Source organism: Acinetobacter sp. WU_MDCI_Abxd143 (assembly GCF_025514195.1).
Taxonomy (GTDB): domain Bacteria; phylum Pseudomonadota; class Gammaproteobacteria; order Pseudomonadales; family Moraxellaceae; genus Acinetobacter; species Acinetobacter pittii_H.
This window is the reverse complement of the sequence record NZ_JAHPTH010000001.1, coordinates 522,229-542,829: the sequence shown is the minus strand read 5'-3', so window position 1 is coordinate 542,829 and position 20,601 is coordinate 522,229. Positions and strand designations below refer to the sequence as shown.

General features: G+C 39.0%; 18 protein-coding genes. 6 read left to right on the top strand and 12 right to left on the bottom strand.

Going from position 1 to position 20,601, the window contains the following annotated elements; all coding sequences use genetic code 11:
- Nucleotides 1–15 precede the first annotated feature (15 nt).
- Complete coding sequence (locus KTI79_RS02520; RefSeq protein WP_016140557.1) at nucleotides 16–750, top strand: proteasome-type protease; 735 nt, start codon at nucleotides 16–18, stop codon at nucleotides 748–750.
- 58 nt (nucleotides 751–808) lie between these two features.
- Here KTI79_RS02520 and alr read toward each other — a convergent pair whose 3' ends face one another.
- The 12 genes from alr to ppsA all read right to left on the bottom strand — a co-directional run bounded on the left by alr (nucleotide 809) and on the right by ppsA (nucleotide 13,228).
- A complete protein-coding gene (gene alr / locus KTI79_RS02515; RefSeq protein WP_079284204.1) occupies nucleotides 809–1,879 on the bottom strand; it encodes an alanine racemase in 1,071 nt (356 codons plus the stop codon).
- Nucleotides 1,880–1,911: 32 nt separating this feature from the next.
- Complete coding sequence (gene dnaB / locus KTI79_RS02510) at nucleotides 1,912–3,357, bottom strand: replicative DNA helicase (protein WP_016140559.1); 1,446 nt, start codon at nucleotides 3,355–3,357, stop codon at nucleotides 1,912–1,914.
- Nucleotides 3,358–3,554: 197 nt separating this feature from the next.
- Nucleotides 3,555–4,001 carry a 50S ribosomal protein L9 gene (gene rplI / locus KTI79_RS02505; protein ID WP_000382591.1) on the bottom strand — a complete coding sequence of 149 codons (447 nt, stop codon included), beginning with the start codon at nucleotides 3,999–4,001 and terminating at the stop codon, nucleotides 3,555–3,557.
- An 8-nt stretch (nucleotides 4,002–4,009) separates the two neighbouring features.
- The gene (rpsR, locus tag KTI79_RS02500; protein ID WP_000090661.1) at nucleotides 4,010–4,237 is read right to left on the bottom strand and encodes a 30S ribosomal protein S18; all 228 of its coding nucleotides are present in this window, start codon (nucleotides 4,235–4,237) and stop codon (nucleotides 4,010–4,012) included.
- 11 nt (nucleotides 4,238–4,248) lie between these two features.
- Nucleotides 4,249–4,632: a 30S ribosomal protein S6 gene (rpsF, locus tag KTI79_RS02495; protein ID WP_002119610.1), complete on the bottom strand. Its 384-nt coding sequence runs from the start codon at nucleotides 4,630–4,632 to the stop codon at nucleotides 4,249–4,251.
- A gap of 181 nt (nucleotides 4,633–4,813) precedes the next feature.
- On the bottom strand, nucleotides 4,814–5,692 hold the full coding sequence (gene cyoE, locus KTI79_RS02490) for a heme o synthase (protein ID WP_069123633.1): 879 nt from the start codon (nucleotides 5,690–5,692) through the stop codon (nucleotides 4,814–4,816).
- Nucleotides 5,693–5,702: 10 nt separating this feature from the next.
- Nucleotides 5,703–6,032 (bottom strand): cytochrome o ubiquinol oxidase subunit IV, encoded by a 330-nt coding sequence (locus KTI79_RS02485; RefSeq protein ID WP_016140561.1) that lies wholly within the window; start codon nucleotides 6,030–6,032, stop codon nucleotides 5,703–5,705.
- Nucleotides 6,032–6,652 carry a cytochrome o ubiquinol oxidase subunit III gene (cyoC, locus tag KTI79_RS02480; protein WP_016140562.1) on the bottom strand — a complete coding sequence of 207 codons (621 nt, stop codon included), beginning with the start codon at nucleotides 6,650–6,652 and terminating at the stop codon, nucleotides 6,032–6,034. The genes KTI79_RS02485 and cyoC overlap by 1 nt, the downstream gene beginning before the upstream one ends.
- Before the next feature lie 4 nt (nucleotides 6,653–6,656).
- The gene (gene cyoB, locus KTI79_RS02475) at nucleotides 6,657–8,648 is read right to left on the bottom strand and encodes a cytochrome o ubiquinol oxidase subunit I (RefSeq protein ID WP_005068497.1); all 1,992 of its coding nucleotides are present in this window, start codon (nucleotides 8,646–8,648) and stop codon (nucleotides 6,657–6,659) included.
- Nucleotides 8,649–8,651: 3 nt separating this feature from the next.
- Nucleotides 8,652–9,704: a ubiquinol oxidase subunit II gene (gene cyoA / locus KTI79_RS02470; RefSeq protein ID WP_016140564.1), complete on the bottom strand. Its 1,053-nt coding sequence runs from the start codon at nucleotides 9,702–9,704 to the stop codon at nucleotides 8,652–8,654.
- Nucleotides 9,705–10,020: 316 nt separating this feature from the next.
- Nucleotides 10,021–10,776, bottom strand: coding sequence for an RDD family protein (locus KTI79_RS02465; RefSeq protein WP_032054172.1), 756 nt, complete (start codon nucleotides 10,774–10,776; stop codon nucleotides 10,021–10,023).
- A gap of 64 nt (nucleotides 10,777–10,840) precedes the next feature.
- Nucleotides 10,841–13,228: a phosphoenolpyruvate synthase gene (gene ppsA / locus KTI79_RS02460; protein WP_171073827.1), complete on the bottom strand. Its 2,388-nt coding sequence runs from the start codon at nucleotides 13,226–13,228 to the stop codon at nucleotides 10,841–10,843.
- A gap of 147 nt (nucleotides 13,229–13,375) precedes the next feature.
- Here ppsA and KTI79_RS02455 point away from each other — a divergent pair, with 147 nt between their 5' ends.
- From KTI79_RS02455 to pgaD, 5 genes are all read left to right on the top strand, one after another.
- The gene (locus KTI79_RS02455; RefSeq protein WP_002119749.1) at nucleotides 13,376–14,212 is read left to right on the top strand and encodes a pyruvate, water dikinase regulatory protein; all 837 of its coding nucleotides are present in this window, start codon (nucleotides 13,376–13,378) and stop codon (nucleotides 14,210–14,212) included.
- A gap of 390 nt (nucleotides 14,213–14,602) precedes the next feature.
- A complete protein-coding gene (gene pgaA, locus KTI79_RS02450) occupies nucleotides 14,603–17,041 on the top strand; it encodes a poly-beta-1,6 N-acetyl-D-glucosamine export porin PgaA (RefSeq protein ID WP_032054169.1) in 2,439 nt (812 codons plus the stop codon).
- Complete coding sequence (gene pgaB, locus KTI79_RS02445; protein WP_032054168.1) at nucleotides 17,041–18,867, top strand: poly-beta-1,6-N-acetyl-D-glucosamine N-deacetylase PgaB; 1,827 nt, start codon at nucleotides 17,041–17,043, stop codon at nucleotides 18,865–18,867. Before pgaA ends, pgaB begins: the two co-directional genes overlap by 1 nt.
- Nucleotides 18,867–20,114: a poly-beta-1,6-N-acetyl-D-glucosamine synthase gene (gene pgaC / locus KTI79_RS02440; protein WP_032054167.1), complete on the top strand. Its 1,248-nt coding sequence runs from the start codon at nucleotides 18,867–18,869 to the stop codon at nucleotides 20,112–20,114. Before pgaB ends, pgaC begins: the two co-directional genes overlap by 1 nt.
- On the top strand, nucleotides 20,111–20,569 hold the full coding sequence (gene pgaD / locus KTI79_RS02435) for a poly-beta-1,6-N-acetyl-D-glucosamine biosynthesis protein PgaD (protein ID WP_032054166.1): 459 nt from the start codon (nucleotides 20,111–20,113) through the stop codon (nucleotides 20,567–20,569). Before pgaC ends, pgaD begins: the two co-directional genes overlap by 4 nt.
- The last annotated feature ends 32 nt before the right edge of the window (nucleotides 20,570–20,601 follow it).

The following is a 20,601-nucleotide window of genomic DNA, read 5'->3' as shown; positions in this document are numbered from 1 at the left end:
TGTAAAGAGAATGAGATGACCTATTGTTGTGCGCTAAGATTGGAACAGGGTTTAGTGTTTATCAGTGACACAAGAACCAATGCAGGGGTTGACCATATTTCTGTGTTCCGAAAATTGCATACTTTCGGCGTTACCGGAGAGCGCTTTATGGCGTTGCAAACAGCAGGCAACTTAGCAACAACACAAGCTGTTATAGGTCATTTGCAAAATGCGCTTACTTTGCAGCAAGAGCCTAATTTATATAGTGTTAATACGATGTTTGAGGCAGCCGAACTGATAGGAAAAACTTTAAAAGCTGTTTTAGAGGATATTAGTTCAGACACTCAAGAACAAATGAATTACGCCTGTAGTATTTTGGTTGGTGGACAGATTAAAGGTGGTGACATGCAGCTTTATAATGTCTATCCACAAGGCAATTTTATTTGTGCGACGACAGATACACCTTATTTTCAAATTGGTGAAAGTAAATATGGCAAACCGATTCTAGATCGAGCTTTATATTATGCAATGCCATTAGATGATGCATTACGTTGTAGCCTGATTTCTTTTGACTCAACTTTACGTTCAAATGTATCTGTTGGCTTACCACTTGATGCATTGATTTATAAGAAAGATAGTTTTGTTATTCCGATGGGAAAACGAATTACAGAAGATGATCCCTATTTTTCACAAATTAGTCGGCAATGGTCAGATACTCTACGTCGCGGTTTACAAGAAATGCCAAAACCAACAGATGATTACTGGCGATAAAATATTGAATATTTAAATAAAAAATCCAAGCAAGCTTGGATTTTTTATATTTTATTATTTAATTGCTTTTACGAGTAGGGCGATTACTTAGGCGGCAGAGTAATTCATAACCTATCGTTCCGTTTGCATCCGCAACATCATCAACGAGGCGGTATGAGCCCCAGAGTTCAACTGGTGTCCCTAATTTCACTTGCAGACCTGTTACGTCAATTGCAAGCATATCCATACTCACTCGCCCTACAACTGCGCAGAGCTGTTTATCAATAGCGACATAGTTTTGTTTAATATAAGCGCGTGGATAACCATCACCATACCCTATAGAAACAATGGCGATATCCATGGCTTGCTTTGCGCAGAAAGTAGAACCATAGCCGACATGTTCATCAGATTGAATATGGTTTAGGGCAATGACTTCTGCTGAAAAAGTCATGACTGGTTTTAAGTCAAGATCATAGACTGTTTGATCACCAAAAGGTGAAGCGCCGTAAAGCATAATACCCGGACGAACATAATCAAAATGTAATTCTGGCCATTTATAAATAGCAGCAGAGTTACAGCAAGATGCTAAAACTGGATCACAAGCTTGTTTAACTTGTAAAAATTGTTGCTTTTGTTGTTCGTTAAGCGGGTGGTCTACATCTGCATTTGCGAAGTGCATCGCCAGCACACAGGTAAATCCTTCGGCTTTTAAAGTTTTAATAACTTCAATAATTTCAGTAACTTTAAAGCCTAAGCGGTTCATGCCGCTATTAAGCTTAACCCAGACTTTTAAGCCTTGAGCGATGTATTTTTGCTTATGTTTAATTAACCATTCAAATTGTTGTTGATGGTGAATCACACATTCAAATTTTTGTTCAATTGCAATTGGCATTTCATCTTCAGAAAATACCCCTTCAATTAAAGTAATAGGTTGTTGAAATCCGAGTTCACGAATTTCTAAACCTTCTTGTAGGCAGGCGACACCAAAGGCATCTGAGGCATTTAAGGCTGCTAAACAGTCTTTGATTCCATGTCCATAAGCATTAGCTTTCACCATACTTACAATTTTTGAATTTGTTGCGAGTTGTTTGACACGGTTTAAATTATATTGAAGTGCATTGCGATCAATATAAACTGTTGCTTGGCGCACCCTCATTTACTCCTTTGGGCTAGAGATAGAGTTTATTCTTCATCATCATATTGGCTGTAATACTCAGGAGAGAGATTACTAAATCGAGTATATTGACCTTCAAAGGCAAGACGGACTGAACCAATTGGACCGTTACGTTGCTTACCAATAATAATTTCTGCAGTGCCTGCTTCTTTCGACTCTTTGTTATAAACCTCATCACGGTAAATAAACATAATTAAGTCGGCATCCTGCTCGATCGCACCGGATTCACGTAAGTCTGACATTACAGGGCGTTTATTTGGACGGTTTTCCAGACTTCGGTTAAGCTGGGAAAGTGCGATAACAGGACATTGCATTTCTTTCGCTAGTGCTTTTAAGCTACGAGAAATTTCTGAAATCTCGCCTACACGGTTATCACCCATACCTGGAACTTTCATAAGCTGCAAGTAATCGACCATGATGCAACCAATTTTACCATCATGCATTTTGGCAACGCGTCGAGCTCTGGCACGAAGTTCAGTTGGGGGTAGAGCAGATGAGTCATCAATATACAAATGCATTTGCTGAAGCTGCAAAATTGTACCAGTTACCTTGGTCCATTCATCTGCATCTAAGTTACCCGAACGTAAATGTCCTTGATGAACTTTACCCATTGCAGAAATAAGACGCATCGCAATCGAGTCTGCTGGCATCTCCATCGAAAATACTAGGGCAGGTAATTTGTTATATTGCAAAACACTTTCAACCAAATTCATGGCAAAGGTAGTTTTACCCATCGATGGACGTGCAGCAACAATAATTAAGTCACCAGGTTGCATACCCGATGTTTTATTATCAAGTTCTAAGAAACCTGTAGTTAAACCTGTAATATTGCCGTCTAATTTTGAAAGCTCGTCTAGCTTACTAATAACGTCTGCGGTAACAGAACTAATAGATTTAGGACCTGCATCTTTTTTATTATTATTGTGTTGTTCTGCTAAAGAGAAAATACTTGTTTCAGCTAAGTCTAAAATTTCACTAACACCACGACCTTTTGTGTCATAAGCATTCTGTAAGATTTCAGTACTAACTTTAATCATGCTACGAAGCGTAGAAAATTCTTTAATTTTAGTGGCATAGGTTTCTAAGTTGTAGAAACTTGATGGTGAATCAGCCATGAGCTGCATTAAATATTCTTCGCCACCAATAGCATCAAGTAAATTTTGTTTTAGAAGCCAGTCACTTACTAAGACAGCATCATAGGGTGAGTTTTCCTGTGCTAATTTCTCGATTGCACGAAAAATATATTTATGACGAGTCGCGTAAAAATCATTTTCTTTTAGTACATCGTTGACTTGCTCAAAAGATTCAGCAACTGTCATCAAAGCAGCCAGAACAGCTTGCTCAATGGCTAAATTGTGTGGGGGAGTGCGAAACTCTTTAAGTTGGCCTGATTCACTCGTTTTATTTTCTATTGGAGATGAAAGCGCTAAAGAAGTGGCATTCGCCTGAGACATAATTAGACCTGATGATAAAGAAGGGTGTACACAACGAGGCTGTAAAGCCGAGGACTATCTTAAAACAAAATTAAATAAACTACCTAATTAAAAAACCAATTAAACTAAAGAACTGATCAGGAATTAATATATCTTATTTTAAAATTTGAAACATAAAAAAAGAGCATGCAAAAGCATGCTCTTTTTTTGATGAGAAATTACTCAGATACGATAGTAACGAGAACTTCTGCAACAACATCATGGTGCAATTGAATTGCGATGTTGAATTCACCAGTGTGACGAAGCGCGCCATTTGGTAAACGAACTTCTGCACGGTCAACTGTAAGACCAGCATTCGTTAATGCGTCAGCGATGTCACGAGTACCGATAGAACCGAACAGTTTACCTTCGTCACCAGCTTTAGCAGTGATAACGATGTTAACTTCGTTCAATTGTTCAGCACGTGCTTGAGCAGCAGCTAAAACTTCAGCTTCTTGCTTCTCAAGTTCAGCACGACGAGCTTCAAAAGCAGCAGTGTTAGCTTCAGTAGCAGCAACTGCTTTACCTTGAGGGATAAGGAAGTTACGGCCGTAACCAGCTTTAACTGATACTTTATCGCCTAATTTACCAAGGTTCTTAATGCGTTGTAATAAGATAACGTCCACAGATCACCTCACTTATGGTTGTCAGTGTACGGAATCAAAGACAAATAGCGAGCTTGTTTGATAGCAAGTGCTAATTGACGTTGATAACGAGCTTTAGTACCAGTGATACGGCTAGGAACAATCTTGCCGTTTTCAGTGATGTACTGTTTTAAAGTGTCGATATCTTTGTAGTCGATGTACGCAACATTCTCAGCTGTAAAGCGGCAGAACTTGCGACGACGGTAAAAACGTGCCATTGATGTTCTCCTTATTCAGCTTCTTGAGCAACTTGCTGTGCTTCTTCGCGTTGAGCTTTACGCGCACGCTTTTCTTCAGCACTCTTAGCAAGCAATGACTCTTCAGTGATTGCGTGTTCACGACGGATGATAAGGTTACGAATGATCGCGTCGTTATAACGGAATAATTCTTCTAACTCATCAAGCGTAGTTTGACCACATTCAACATTCATAAGAATGTAGTGCGCTTTGTGAATTTTGTTAATTGGGTAAGCCAATTGACGACGGCCCCAATCTTCTAAACGGTGAATTTGACCTTCAGCTTCTTTGATCTGAGAGATATAGCGTTCAACCATACCTACAACTTGATCGCTTTGGTCTGGGTGTACCAAAAGTACGATTTCGTAATGACGCATTGTCAGCTCCTTACGGTTTAAACAGCCCCTAATAAAAAAATTAGAAGCAAGGAGTCATAACTTGATAAGTTATGTCGCAAAAATTGCGAAGGCTGAATTATAGGTAAAAGTTCGACTAAAAACAAATCTTTTGATCAGAAAAGTAAAACTTCTTTACTACAAAGAGGAAATCCTCTCTTGTTTAAAAGAGAGGAAGATTTGGAGCGGGGGATTGATAGGTAAAGCTAAAACTCAAACTTAACAGGGTAATTAATATGACCGAGTAGAGGAAAAAGCGTTTAGCCCAGAGTTGATCATTTTCGGCCTTAAATCCAATAACTGATAAATATAACCAATAGGCTGTTAAAGCATTAAAGGTAATTAAAAAGAATACATTGGTATAGCCAAAACAATATAACCCATTCAAAACAGCTGCAAATAATAGGATATAGATTACACATTCAATTTTCGTACGATAAATAGAACGTGCTACAGGCAAAATTGGAATTCCTGCATTCTTGTAATCATCAAAACGATAAATTGCAATTGCCCAAGAGTGAGGCATTTGCCATAAAGCGTATGCTAAAAACAAAAGCAGGGCTGCCACATCAAATTGATGAGTTACTGCTGTATAACCAATAACAGGAGGGCTCGCTCCGGAGATGCTACCAATGACGGTTTGATGGATTGAGGTGCGTTTGGTCCACAAACTATAAAAACCGACATAGACAATGAAACCAATCATTGCAAACAAAAATGCATAACCATTTACACCGAACCATAAAATGCTAAAACCAATTACTCCAAGCACTAATGCATATATCAGCGCAACAGTAGGAGAGATTGTTTTTTTAACAAGTGCGCGATTTTGGGTACGCTGCATCTTTGTGTCAATATCTTGATCGATAACGTTATTAACCACACACCCAGAAGCCACAACTAAAGTTGTTCCAAGTAGGGTGAGAAGTAATAATAAGATGTCTATAGAGCCTTGGGCGGCTAAGAAAAAGCCGCCCAAGGTGGTAATGAAATTACCGAAGAGAATTCCTGGTTTAGTCAGGAATAGATATTTTTTCAACATGACAATCAGTTTAGATCATCATATTGTAGTGAAGGTAATTCATAATCCACACAGAACCGATTAAAAGTACAGCGATACATAGGATTGTGTAGATGAATGCAATCATATTCCAACGTTGTTCAGATGATGTATTCATGTGTAAGAAGTACACAAGCTGTACAAGAACCTGAGCAACCGCAGTGATCGCAATCACAGTAACTAAAAGACCACGACTGAAACCACCCATCATCACCATCCCAAACGGGATGATGGTGAGGATAACAGAAAGGATAAATCCAACAGTGTATTGCTTAAAGTTACCGTGTGACGCACCAGCAGCATTATGCTCATGACTACTCATTAGAGAACTCCCAGTAAGTAAACTACGCTGAATACACAGATCCAAACGATGTCAAGGAAGTGCCAGAACAAGCTTAAGCAAGCAAGACGACGTGTATTCGGTAAAGTCAAACCTTTAGTTTTGATTTGATACATTAATACAAGCATCCATACTAAACCAGAAGTTACGTGGATACCGTGTGTACCAACCAAAGTAAAGAACGATGATAAGAATGCACTGTGAGTTGGACCATGACCTTCTTCTACAAGGTGATGGAATTCATAGAGTTCCATACCGATGAAGGTCGCACCAAAAAGGAATGTAATAAATAACCAAGTGATCACTTGATTTACATTCTTTTTATAAGATGCAAGTACAGCAAAACCGAAAGTTACCGATGAAATCAATAAGGCAAATGTTTCAGTTAACACGTAGCCTAATGATTCATGGAATAGGTCATATGCACTTGGAGTCCCTGCTGGAACATGACTGCTTAATACAGCGAACGCAATGAAGAGTGATCCGAAAAGAATCAAGTCACTCATCAAGTATGTCCAGAAACCAAAAACCGTTAAATCAGTATCATCATGTTCATGATGACCGTCATGGCCGTGGTTGTCGTGATGAAGTACTTCAGCCATTTCCTTAGTCCTTCTTCAAGTGTTTTTCAAGTAAAGCATAGCGTTCGTTTTCAATACGCTCAACTTCAGCAGCAGGAACGTAGTAGTCAACATTCTTAGTGAATGAGCTTACGATCAAGCTAACAACAGCTGCAACGAATGAAACAACAACGAGCCACCAAATATGCCAGATGAGTGCAAAGCCAAGAAGAGTAATGAACATTGCAATGACAAAACCAGCAGCACGATCAGTCGGCATGTGGATGTCTTCATATTTAGTGTTACGTGCGTATGCTACACCATTTTCTTTGTCAGTCCAGAAACGGTCAATACCGCTTGCATCTGGTTCATGCGCAAAGTTATAGAACGGAGCAGGGGAAGAGGTCGCCCATTCAAGCGTACGAGCATCCCATGGATCGCCAGTAAGGTCCATGTTGTCTTTACGTTGTAAGAAACCAACGATGATTTGCATTAAGAAACATGCAATACCAATCGCAACAAGAACAGCACCAAATAATGCAATCGCAAGGTACGGATCCCACTCAGGGTTGTCATATGTATTCAAACGACGAGTCATACCCATGAAACCAAGGATATAAAGTGGCATGAATGCAAAATAGAAACCGAAGAACCAGAACCAGAACGCAGCTTTACCCCATGCTTCATTGAGCTTCCAACCAAACATTTTTGGCCAGTAGTAAATGATGCCGGCAAACATACCGAACACCACACCACCGATAATTACGTTATGGAAGTGAGCGATCAAGAATAATGAGTTGTGTACCAAGAAGTCCGCAGGTGGAACAGCCATAAGTACACCAGTTAAACCACCGATACCGAATGTTACAAGGAAGCCAAGCGTCCATAACATTGGAGTAGTAAAGGTGATGCGACCTTTATACATGGTGAATAACCAAGAGAAGATTTTCACACCAGTAGGAATCGCAATAACCATGGTCATGATACCGAAGAACGCGTTAACGTTCGCACCAGCACCCATGGTGAAGAAGTGGTGAAGCCATACAACGAACGCAAGAACAGTAATCGCGATAGTTGCATACACCATAGACTTGTAACCGAACAACGCTTTACGAGAGAAGGTTGCAACGATTTCTGAGTATAGACCAAATGCTGGTAATACCAAGATATATACTTCAGGGTGACCCCATGTCCAGATCAAGTTCACATAAAGCATAGGGCTACCGCCAAGCTCATTTGTGAAGAAATGGAAGCCGAAGTAACGGTCAAGAGTAAGCATTGCAAGAGTACCTGTTAATACAGGGAACGATGCAATGATTAATACAGCCGTACAAAGTGAAGTCCACGTGAAAATAGGCATGTCCATTAATTTCATGCCAGGCGCACGCATTTTGATGATGGTAACGAAGAAGTTAACACCAGATAAAAGCGTACCTAGACCAGAAACCTGAAGTGCCCAGATATAGTAGTCGACACCTACACCAGGAGAATATTGAATGCCAGAAAGAGGAGGGTAAGCCATCCAACCAGTCGCAGCAAATTCACCTAATACAAGTGAAAGCATCATTAAACCAGCAGCGCCTGCGAATAACCAGAAGCTTAAAGAGTTTAATAATGGGAAAGCAACGTCGCGAGCACCAATCTGTAAAGGTACAGAGATGTTCATCATACCTACAACGAGGCCCATTGCTACGAAGAAGATCATGATTACACCGTGTGCGGTGAAGATCTGGTCGTAGTGGTCAGGATGTAGATAACCTTCGCCGCCACCTTTAGCGAGGAAAAGTTGTAAACGCATCATGATCGCATCGGCGAAACCACGCAGAAGCATAACAACAGATACGATGATATACATGATACCAATCTTTTTGTGGTCTACCGTAATAAACCACTCATTCCACAAATATCCCCATTTTTTGAAATAGGTGATACCGCCAAGCACTGCAATTGCACCAATTGCCATAAGGACCATGGTGACAAGTACGATTGGCTCTGTCGGGATAGAGTCCCAACCCAGTTTACCAAAAATCATATCCATGTCTTATTCCCCTTGAGCAGCGTGTTCAGCTGCAGCATGAGTGTCAGCTGTTGCGTGTTCAGCAGAGTGGTCAACACCATGATAGTTACTCATATAGTGGTTGATAATTGTTTCAAACAATTTTGGTTCAACTGAAGAGTAATAAGTCACAGGGTGTGGCTTAGTCGGGAACGGTTTCATAGCTTCAGCTTTAGCAAGCGCTTCTTGATCACCAGCAGCTTTAGCACGATTTACTAAATGCTCAATCTGATGCTTAGAGCGGTCACCATCACGTAAGGTTGCCAATTCAGCTTGGTCAAGCGTAGTTTTTTGAACTGCTTCTGGGTTAATGGTTGAACCATTACCTGCTTTAACCGCTGCTACCCATTCATTGAATTGTTGCTCTGTAACGCTATGCGCCTTGAAACGCATTTGAGAGAAACCGTAACCTGAGTAGTTAGAAGAGAAACCACGATATACACCAGTTTCATTTGCTAACAAATGAAGGTGAGTTTGCATACCTGCCATTGCATAAATCTGGCCGCCTAACTGTGGAATGAAGAATGAGTTCATTGTAAAGTTAGAAGTGATTTTAAAGCTTAACGGAGTTTTTTCAGGGAAACGTACTTCGTTAACTGTTGCAATGTTTTGTTCAGGATAAATAAAGATCCACTTAAACTGTTCAGCAACAACTTGAATAGTTAAAGGTGCTTTATCTGATTCTAAAGGACGGTATGGGTCATACTTGTGGGAACCCCACCAAGTTAACCAAGCTAAAATACCAATAATAATGACAGGGATACCCCATACTACAACTTCAATTGCAGTTGAGTGTGCCCATGTAGGTTTATAGTCTGCATCTTTATTTGACGCGCGATATTTCCAACCAAACCATAATGCCATGATGATTGAAGGAATCACCACAAGTAACATTAAATAGATCGCAGTCATCATAAGGTCACTTTGACCTTGACCAACTGGACCTTTAGAGTTTAGAAGTACCATATCACCACCACACCCAGTCAAAAGTGCGGCAAGCGTTGATAAAGACAATACAGCTAAAATCGTTTGTCTCATTTTACAACCTCGGTGAAGAGTCCCATTCCCTAATTAAATATGGGATAGCGATTAAAGTGTCGCATGATTGAGAACGCTAATTCTAAAATTTAGACTTCTCAATTATATGACACCGCTACGTTGTAGGGCATTATGCCTCATATCGACAAACTAAGCTATACATAAAGTAGGCTGAAATAATTGTTTTAAAACCCGATTTTTTTTGTAGGGTATCTAATTTCAAAAGAGCTTTTATTTAAATATCAACTCTCTATAGAAAAAAGGAGGCGGGGTGCCTCCTCTTTTTTTAGACATTAAATGAATGAGTCATTCACTATCATTTGATCACTTTTGTTCTTGCAATTTTGTCATGTAAAGCTTGTCGCTTTTGTCCTAATGCAAAAGCGTAGTCAATAATTGTACTGATCGGCATAAACAGTAAGTTTAATATAATGAAAACAATACTTCTTAATAAGAAGATACGAGTTAAATTAACCTTGCTATTGTCCTCAGCATCTACAATTTTAATTCCAACGATTTTCTTACCTATACTTTGTCCAAACTTTGTTAAAAGGATGGCTTGAATTGCAAGCATAATTACGACGTAAACAAGCATTGAATGCCAAGCTTCTATCGGAATTAAAGTAAAAAGTTGTTGTTGCAATTCTGCAGCTTTGGTCGATGCGACTTCGGCGGATTGCATTTGTTTTTGCAATTCGAATAGTTGCTTATATTGAGTTTCATTAAAGAAAAAAGAAGGAATTGCAGCGATTGGTAACCATAGCAATAAATCAATAATTTTTGCTAAAGCCCGAGCTGGAATAGATGCAAGTTCATGGACTTTAGGTTCTACACGAATTTGACGAATAGTTTCATTAGTTGAAGTATTCGTGTTTATTGGAGATACAGAATAACCACTAGGTTGATATACAAGTTTACCTTGGGTTAATTCTCCTAAAGCTTTCCATTCTGTCATGCCTTCATGCCAAGCTAAATCAGTTAACAAAATTTGTTGGCTAGCCAACATTTGATTTACTTGTTCTAAAGTATAAGGCCCAGCTTGTTGATTATTACGTGCCAAGTAAATTTGCATAAATAAAAATTCTCTATTCTAAAGATGAAAAAAGACCCACGGATGGGCCTTTTTTTATAACTTATTAGATTTGCTTGATTTTTTCTTCAGCAAGGAAGAACCATGTATCTAAAACTGAGTCTGGGTTAAGAGAGACAGATTCAATACCTTGTTCCATTAACCATTTTGCAAGATCCGGATGGTCTGAAGGACCTTGGCCACAGATACCTACATATTTACCTGCTTTACGGCAGGCATGGATTGCCATTGAAAGAAGTGCTTTAACCGCTGCGTCACGTTCATCAAATAAATGTGAAACAATACCTGAGTCACGGTCAAGACCTAATGTTAACTGAGTTAAGTCATTAGAACCGATAGAGAAGCCATCAAAATGTTCAAGGAATTGTTCAGCTAACAAGGCATTAGTTGGTAATTCACACATCATGATTACTTTTAAGCCATTTTCGCCACGTTTCAAGCCATTTTGTGCAAGTAATTCAATAACGCGTTTTGCTTCAGATACTGTGCGTACAAAAGGAATCATGATTTGAATGTTGGTAAGACCCATTTCATCACGAACTTTCTTAAGTGCACGGCATTCTAATTCGAAACAATCACGGAAGTTATCAGATACATAACGGCTAGCACCACGGAAACCGAGCATTGGGTTTTCTTCTTCAGGCTCGTATAACTTACCGCCAATTAAGTTTGCGTATTCGTTTGACTTGAAGTCAGACATACGAACGATCACTGGCTTGTCACCAAATGCAGCAGCAAGAGTTGCAATACCTTCAACTAATTTTTCAACATAGAAGTCTACAGGTGACGCATAACCTGCAGTACGCGTTAGAACCGCAGCGCGAGTTTCACGAGGTAGGCTGTCAATGTTGAGTAGGGCTTTAGGATGCACACCGATCATACGGTTAATAATGAACTCAAGACGAGCAAGACCAATACCTTCATTTGGAATTTGAGCAAAGTCAAATGCACGGTCAGGGTTACCTACGTTCATCATAATTTTGAACGAAAGTTTAGGCATAGATTCAATTGAGTTGCGTTGAACTTCGAAATCTAAGGCACCTTCGTAAATGAAACCTGTATCACCTTCAGCACAAGAAACAGTTACTTCTTGACCGTCAGTTAATACTTCTGTTGCGTTACCGCAACCAACAATAGCTGGTACACCAAGTTCACGTGCAATAATTGCTGCGTGACATGTACGACCACCACGGTTAGTGATAATTGCAGCAGCACGTTTCATTACCGGTTCCCAGTCAGGATCGGTCATATCAGATACAAGAACGTCGCCTTCTTGAACTTTGTCCATTTCTTTAATTGAGTTAACAATACGGACTTTACCAGAACCAATACGTTGACCAATTGAACGGCCTTCACAAAGAACAGTACCTCTTTGTTTGAGAAGGTAGCGTTCCATAGTGCCTACATTTTGGCGGCTTTTTACAGTTTCAGGACGAGCTTGAACAATATAAATTTGACCGTCATCACCGTCTTTTGCCCATTCGATGTCCATTGGTGCACCGTAATGTTGTTCGATGATAAGTGCTTGTTTTGCAAGCTCTTGTAGTTCATGGTCATTTAAAGCGAATTGTTGGCGATCTTGTTTCTCAACATCAACAACAACAACAGATTTACCCGCAGAACCTTCTTCACCATAAATCATTTTTTGGTGTTTAGAACCAAGATTGCGGCGTAAAACAGAATGTCTACCAGCATTTAATAATGGCTTAGATAAGTAAAACTCATCAGGGTTAACCGCACCTTGTACAACCATTTCACCTAAACCGTAAGATGCTGTAATAAATACAACATCACGGAAACCAGATTCTGTATCAAGTGTAAACATTACACCCGCAGCGCCAGTTTCAGAACGAACCATGCGTTGTACACCTGCAGACAATGCCACAACATCATGATCGAAGCCTTGGTGTACACGGTAAGAAATTGCACGATCATTATATAAAGAAGCGAATACTTCTTTGATCGCAATAAGTACGTTATCAATACCGCGAATATTCAAGAAAGTTTCTTGTTGACCCGCGAAAGATGCATCTGGTAAATCTTCAGCAGTTGCAGATGAACGAACGGCAACCGCGATATCAGGGTTGCCGTTAGAAAGTGCTGTAAAAGCGGCGCGAATTTCTTGTTCTAAGGTTGCAGTGAGTGGAGTCTCTACAATCCATTGACGAATTTTAGCGCCTGTTTCTGCAAGAGCATTTACGTCATCAACGTTGAGTTGAGCAAGTTCTGCTTGAATTCGAGCGTTAAGACCACTTTGGTCTAAGAACTCACGATAGGCAGCAGCAGTAGTTGCAAAGCCACCCGGTACCGATACACCAGCATTTGATAAATGGCTGATCATTTCACCCAAAGATGAGTTTTTCCCACCTACGAGTTCGACATCGTGTTTCCCTAATTTTTCTAGACCGATTACGCGCGCTTCCAAAGTTTTCACTCCACTTTTGCAGTATTAATGTCTATCTTGGCATGAAATTATAAAAATAAAGTGCTTAGTTGAGAATTATACTAAGCGACAGTCATGTAAGATCAGTTTACTATAAAGATTATATAGCACTAAGACAAATGTTTAAGGAGAATTTTAATGTCAGAAAGTAAACAATTTAAGCGGAGTGTTTTTTTTATTTCTGATGGAACTGCAATTACTGCCGAGACTCTTGGACATTCGTTATTAGCACAATTTCCCAATGTAGATTTTGATATTCACATCATGCCGTATATTACAACTGAAGAGGCGGCAATGGATGTGGTGGTTGAGATTAATCGGTGCCAAACCAAAGATGGTTGTCTACCTTTAGTATTTGATACTTTAGTCGATCCGCATGTGCGAGAGATTATTAATACAGCTAAAGCGGTTAATCTGGACGTGTTTGAAGGTTTAATTAGTAAACTTGAACAAGAGCTTGGGACACCACCAACAACATTGGTCGGGCAGACCCATGCGGTAACCGATTCTGAATATTATAAAGCCCGTATTGATGCCGTACATTTTGCACTTGATAATGATGATGGAGCGCGTACTCGTCATTATGATAAAGCAGATTTAATCTTAATTGGAGTTTCCCGTTCGGGTAAAACGCCAACTTCTATTTACTTATCTCTTCAATTTGGTATTCGTGTTGCAAACTATCCATTAACTGAAGAAGATTTGGATGATAACCGTTTACCAGCAGTATTAAGAGCTCATCGTAGTAAGTTATTTGGTTTAATGATTGATGCTGAGCGTTTGGTCGCAATTCGTAGTGAACGTAAAGCGAATAGCCGTTATGCAAGTTTTAGCCAATGCCAAATGGAGCTAAGAGCAATTGAAGGGATTTATATTTCAGAAGGCATTAAATATTTAAATGTGACTGAAATGTCAATTGAAGAGATTTCAACACGTATTTTACAGATGACAGGATTAAAACGTCGTATTGGTTAATTTAATCAAATATTTATTTTAACCATTCAATTTTTTTATATTAATTTATAAAATAAGTTGAATGGTTATTTACTCTATATCCTAGAGAGAAAAATAAAAGTTTTATATATAAAACTAAATATTATTAAATAGTTCTTATTGGTTATAAGCCCGTAGTTATTTTGAAACTCATTTGTAAATTTAAATAATACTATTGAAAAGAAATGTATGTGTTTTATTACGCTGGAAAATAGTAATTATTTAATTTTTCTAAATATTTTAGAAAATCATACATAGAAAATCCATAATTTATAAAATGTTAAATAGATCACACTTTTTTCATGTTATGTGATTGGTTTTAGATTTTAATTATACTTTCCCACCTCGATATGGGACTATCCGATTATCAAAATGCTAAAAAAATGTGTTTTTTCATTGGTATATATCTTGCCTCTTAATTTATATGCTGCTCAAGTAGATGAATTGCGAGAGCAAGCTATTCACATTTACAAATCTGGGCAAACTCAACAAGCAATATTGCAATTAGAACAATTGCTAAATAAGTACCCGCATGACCAAAAATTACTAGCTGATTATTTAGTTGTCATGTCAAGTGAAAAAAGAGATTTATTAACCTTTTCTCAGCATTTAGCAAATGTTAATTATGTGACTTTTCCAGAATATGGGCAACTACCGTTAATACGTAATTTTCGTGATTTTAAACACTTTAAAGATGCAATTGAGTGGTCGAATAAATTTAATATTCAAAAGACATCTGATGGGCAGATTTTATTAGCGGTTCTATATGCTGAGGCTAAAGACCCTGTAAATGCTAAGGTGCATTTATCTGGTATTAAGAGTAAAAACCTTACAGCTGATCAATTTGTTCAAATTGCTTATGCGTATCGACTCATCAATTCACCTGTAGATGCTTTAGCTGCAATCGAGCAAGCTTATCAACAACAACCAAAGTCTTTTGCAGTTTTGCAAGAATATACTTACGACTTAGCCGCTGTAGGCGCCTATAAAAAAGCTCAACAGTTATTGCTTGCCAGCGATAAAAATGCGCAAACAGAATCGTTACAACACTGGTTACAAGTCAGCGAGTTTTCTCAACGTGTAAATAACGCAATTACTCGCTATAAATATTTGAATCGGGAAGGCATGTCGGACAGTGAAGGCTTTGCCGAGCTTGATGCTGTGTTGAAACAAGGTGAGCAAATACAGCCTTTGATTCAACCGTCAGATCCAAATTATTTAAGATTTCATTATGACTATTTGTATGCTTTGGACTTTCGTGGGCGTAGCCGTACAGTATTAGATGAATTTACTAAATTAAATGTACCGTTAGAAAAGCTACCGGCTTATGTTCGTCATGCGATTGCTGATAGTTATTTAGCTGAAAGACAACCGAAGCAGGCTGAACTCGCTTTTAAAACCTTACTTACCGAAAAAAACTACTCGGATATGACGGTATATACGGGGCTTTATTATTCTTATATTGAACAAGAAAAATATAAACAAGCTGAACAACTTTTAAGTGAGGTTGATCGTTTAATCCCTACGTATAAATATAGCCAAGCCAAAGGAGTAGATAAATCAAGCCATCCTGATCGTGATGATTATATTGCTTTACAAGGCATGCATTTAGCTTATGCAAACCATTTGGATCAAGCAGAAAAGCATTTTCAGAAACAAGTAGATCTTGCACCTGCTAACGAAGGTTTAATTAATAACCTTGCTCGTGTTGAGCGCTGGAGAGATAAACCGTTACAGGCAAAGCAAACAATTGCTCGTTTAAATGGTTTAACACCCGTTGCGAAAGATACGCGTATTAACCAAATGCAAAATGCTCAGGCTTTAGGGGATATTCCTGAGTGGCGCAAAAGTACAGAAAGTCTTTTGCAATATTATCCTGAAGATAGCGGTGTAATTAAAAGTCGAAAAGAGTTGGATGATCGTGATAGAGCAACCATCTCGCACTCAACGACTTGGGGCCAGAGTAAAGCAGAAAATAGCGATTCTGTGAGTGGGCAAAATGGCTTAAAAGATCGAGAAATGGAAACTCGTATTAATAGCCCTTGGATTAAAGATAATTATCGTCTATTTGCTTGGCATCAAGATCGTTACGGAGAATACCGTTTTGGTGATGTGCATGACCAACGTTATGGGGTTGGTGCTGAGTGGCAAGCAAACCGTAAGGCATTGTCGGCAATTTTGTCGCAAAGTACAGATGGTGGCCAAGCAGGTGTTCGTCTTGATTGGTCGCAATGGTTAAACGACCATTGGCAGTATCAATTGCAATATGACAGTCAGGCTAATATTCCATTACAAGCAATTGATGCTGGTGAGGATGGACAAGCTTACCGCGCTGCTTTGACATGGCAAAAAGATGAGTCACGCCAAATTGGGGCGAGTTATGGCTTAACCGATATAAGTGACGGTAATAAACAACAAGAGTTTTCGACTTTCTGGCGCGAGCGGTTATTTGATGCGCCTCATCATATTACCTATGGAACGGTTCGTGGATTTTATGGCAGCAATAGTCAGGATCAGACCGCTTACTTTAGCCCAAGTAATCATTACAGTGCTGAGCTGAATTTAAGCCATGACTGGGTCACTTGGCGAGAGTACGAACGCTCATTTAAACAGCATTTTGAAGCTGGAGTTGGACTTTATAAACAAGCAGATTACTCAGCTCGACCAACATATTCTTTGCAATATCAACATCAATGGCAGCTCTCACGGACTTGGCAACTTAATTATGGAATTGGTTGGCAATACCATCCATATGATGGTCATGATGAACAACATACCTACGGTATTTTCGGATTTGAAGGGCGTTTTTAATGAATAACATGATGTCAAAAATGTTGAGCTGTGTGTTTGCCTCAACGTTATTACCCGTACAATTTGCCTATGCCCGCATTGAAACTGAACTACCAAAAAACCATACGGTTTCTTTAACTTTTCATGATGTGCGAGATGACGTACTCAAGGAAGGTGACCGCGATGTTTATGCGATTCAGACCAATAATCTGGCACAGTTTCTCGATTGGCTTAGCCAGTCGGACTGGAAACCGATTCGTCTAAAAGATATTGAAGAGGCACGTAAGCAAGGTAAAGAATTACCTCATAACTCTATTCTACTGACCTTTGATGATGGTGCTTTAAGTAGCTATAGCCGAGTATTTCCTTTGCTGAAGCAATATCAGATTCCAGCAGTTTTTGCGCTTCCAACAAGTTGGTTAAATGGTAATACAAAAGCGGGTTATGAAGCCTATGGACAAGGTAACTTGGTGAACTGGGCTCAAGTTCGTGAAATGCAAGCATCTGGGTTAGCCGAGTTTGCAAGCCATAGCGATGATTTACATCATGGGGTATTAGCCAATCCTCAAGGCAATGAGCAACCTGCTGCGACTTCTTATGCCTATTTAAAATCGCAATCACGTTATGAAACCGATGCAGAATATCAACAACGCATTTTGCAGGATTTAAAAAAATCTTATGCGGTTTTAAAAAAAGAAGTAGGGGTTAATCCTAAAGCAATTATTTGGCCATATGGCGCCGTGAATGAACAACTGGAAAAACTAGCGCAGCAAGCCGGCTTTGAGTTTTCTTTCAGTTTAGGTCGTGATGGTATGAATCGGGTGAGTGATTCAACATTTAAACGAAGCCTGGTTATAGGTAACCCTACAGCTGAACAGTTCACCGAAGGTATGTTAAATATTCTGAATTTCGAAGAGTCAGATTTATTTAAGCAATCGCGTCATTTTGTGAGTATGGATTTAAAGCATTTGGCAGCACAACAAAATGCTCAAACTGATGAAAAACTTGGGCAGTTGTTATCAAAATTGTATAGCTTAAAAAATAACGCTTTAATCTTAAAGCCTTTGGAAGACAAAGATGGAGATGGGCAATACGATGTTGCTTATTTCCCTACAAATAAAATGTCTGTTCAACAAGATATTTTAAACCGTAGTTTATGGCAGGCTCAAACTCGGGCAGGCCAATCGGTAATATTAGAGTTGCCAGCTTATCCGCGAAAAGATAGACCATTTTTAGCTGTAGATTTGGCTAAAGATATTGCACGTTTCAATAGTAATTTAAGCGGTGTTCAGCTTAATGCAGGATCATCTTTAAATTGCGCAATGCAAAAAATAACCGTGCAAGAAAGCAGTTGTATTGAACAATCAAAACAGCTTGAACAACTGAGTGAACTGACTAAAAAAGCGGTCAAACCTTATTTAAATATGAGTAATCAGGCACAGTTTAGTTTATTGCTTACACCTGATTTAGAACATATCGAAAATCTACCTGAGCTTATAAAAACACTTTTAATACAACATGATTTAGTCAATTTGAAGTTTGATGTGATTGGCAAGAAAAAACAATTTAATCAGTTGTTAACGCTCTTAAATACACTTGATGAAAATGATAAGCAAAGAATAATGCTGACTTTAGTATTACCAGAAAATTCTCAAAAAACTGCTTGGGAAGAGGTTCAGCAAGGACTCTTTTCTATTCAGCGAGTAGGGATCCAGAAATTCGGTATTGATGGCTATGATTTTGAAAAATCAAAAGATGTTCATCAATATTTATATAATCCGCTTAGTCTGAATACTAGCCCTGTGATGTATCAGCCTTTTGCTGAATTGGTAGAGGGGAAAAAGTAATGAGAGTATTGCTCGATATTCTGTTTGCTTTTGCCTTTTTATATCCCTTACTGATGGCATGGACATGGATGGTAGGTGGACTTTGGTTTTTCTTTAAAAGAGAATACCGTGAACAAGCGCTTCCTGAACCCACAAATGAAGGGTGCAGTATCATTATTCCGTGTTTTAACGAAGAAGCACAAGTGCGTCAAACAATTCGTTATGCGCTACAAACCAAATATCCAAATTTTGAAGTAATCGCAGTCAATGATGGAAGTAGTGATAGGACCGCCGAAATTCTCGATGAATTGTCAGCGCAAGATTCACGACTCCGGGTTGTACACTTAGCAGAAAATCAGGGTAAGGCCGTAGCTTTAAGATCGGGAGTACTGGTTAGTAAATACGAATATCTTGTTTGTATCGATGGAGATGCGTTATTACATCCGCATGCGGTACTTTGGTTAATGCAACCATTTATTAACTTCCCGCGAATTGGCGCTGTAACGGGGAATCCACGAATTTTAAACCGATCTAGTATTTTAGGAAAATTACAGGTTGGTGAGTTTTCTTCGATTATTGGTTTGATTAAACGTGCACAACGTACATATGGTCGTATTTTTACCGTGTCTGGAGTGATTGCAGCATTTCGTAAAACTGCACTCGCTCGAGTCGGGTTTTGGTCAGATGATAAAATTACCGAAGATATTGATATTTCATGGAAGTTACAGCTCGACCATTGGGATATTCAGTATATTCCGCAAGCGCTTTGCTATATCTATATGCCTGAGACATTTAAAGGTCTATGGAAGCAACGTCTTCGTTGGGCACAAGGTGGGGTAGAGGTTCTTATAGAATATATTCCACAAATGTTCAAACTGCGTGTTCGCAGAATGTGGCCAGTCATGATTGAAGCGCTAGTCAGTATTATCTGGTCTTATGTCATGATTATGATCTTCACACTATTTTTTGTTGGATTATTTGTTGAGCTGCCTCAGCAATGGCAGATCAAAACGCTTATGCCACAGTGGTACGGTGTAATACTCGGCGGAACGTGTTTGATCCAGTTTCTAGTGAGTTTATGGATTGATCAGCGTTATGATCGAGGGCGTTTTTTTAGAAATTACTTTTGGGTGATTTGGTACCCGTTATTTTTCTGGCTACTGACTTTGTTCACAAGTGTCGTTGCGGTACCAAAAACTTTATTTAACACAAAAAAACGTGCCCGTTGGGTAAGTCCAGACCGAGGCTTCCGTGGAGATAACCCATGAAACTTGAGGAAAATAAGGATATAGAGACTTTAGATATCCCTGAATATATTGATCAGCCGGAATATGTCAAAAATAAAACAGCAAACTATACATTACAAACCATTGGTTGGATTTGTTTAATGTGGTTGCTATTTCCGTTGGTTTCATTGTTTTTATGGGTGTTTGAAGGGCACTTAATTTATGATTATGTCTGGGTAGACCACTTATCAGAAGTTAAGACCTTATTACATTTAGCATTAATGATCGGAATTAGCGCGCTCATTTTAATTTTATGGGCAAGTTATAACTGGATTAGATTTAGGGGTGAGGATCGACGAGCTAAGGCACCTAATAGTTCAGTTGAATTATTAGCCGCCCAATTTTTGGTTACGCCTGAGATGTTAACTGAGTTGCAAAAAAAACAACGCATCATTTTGCATTACGATGATCACGGTAATTTGCAAAAATATGAGTAAATAGAGAAAGCATGGCTTAAAAACCATGCTTT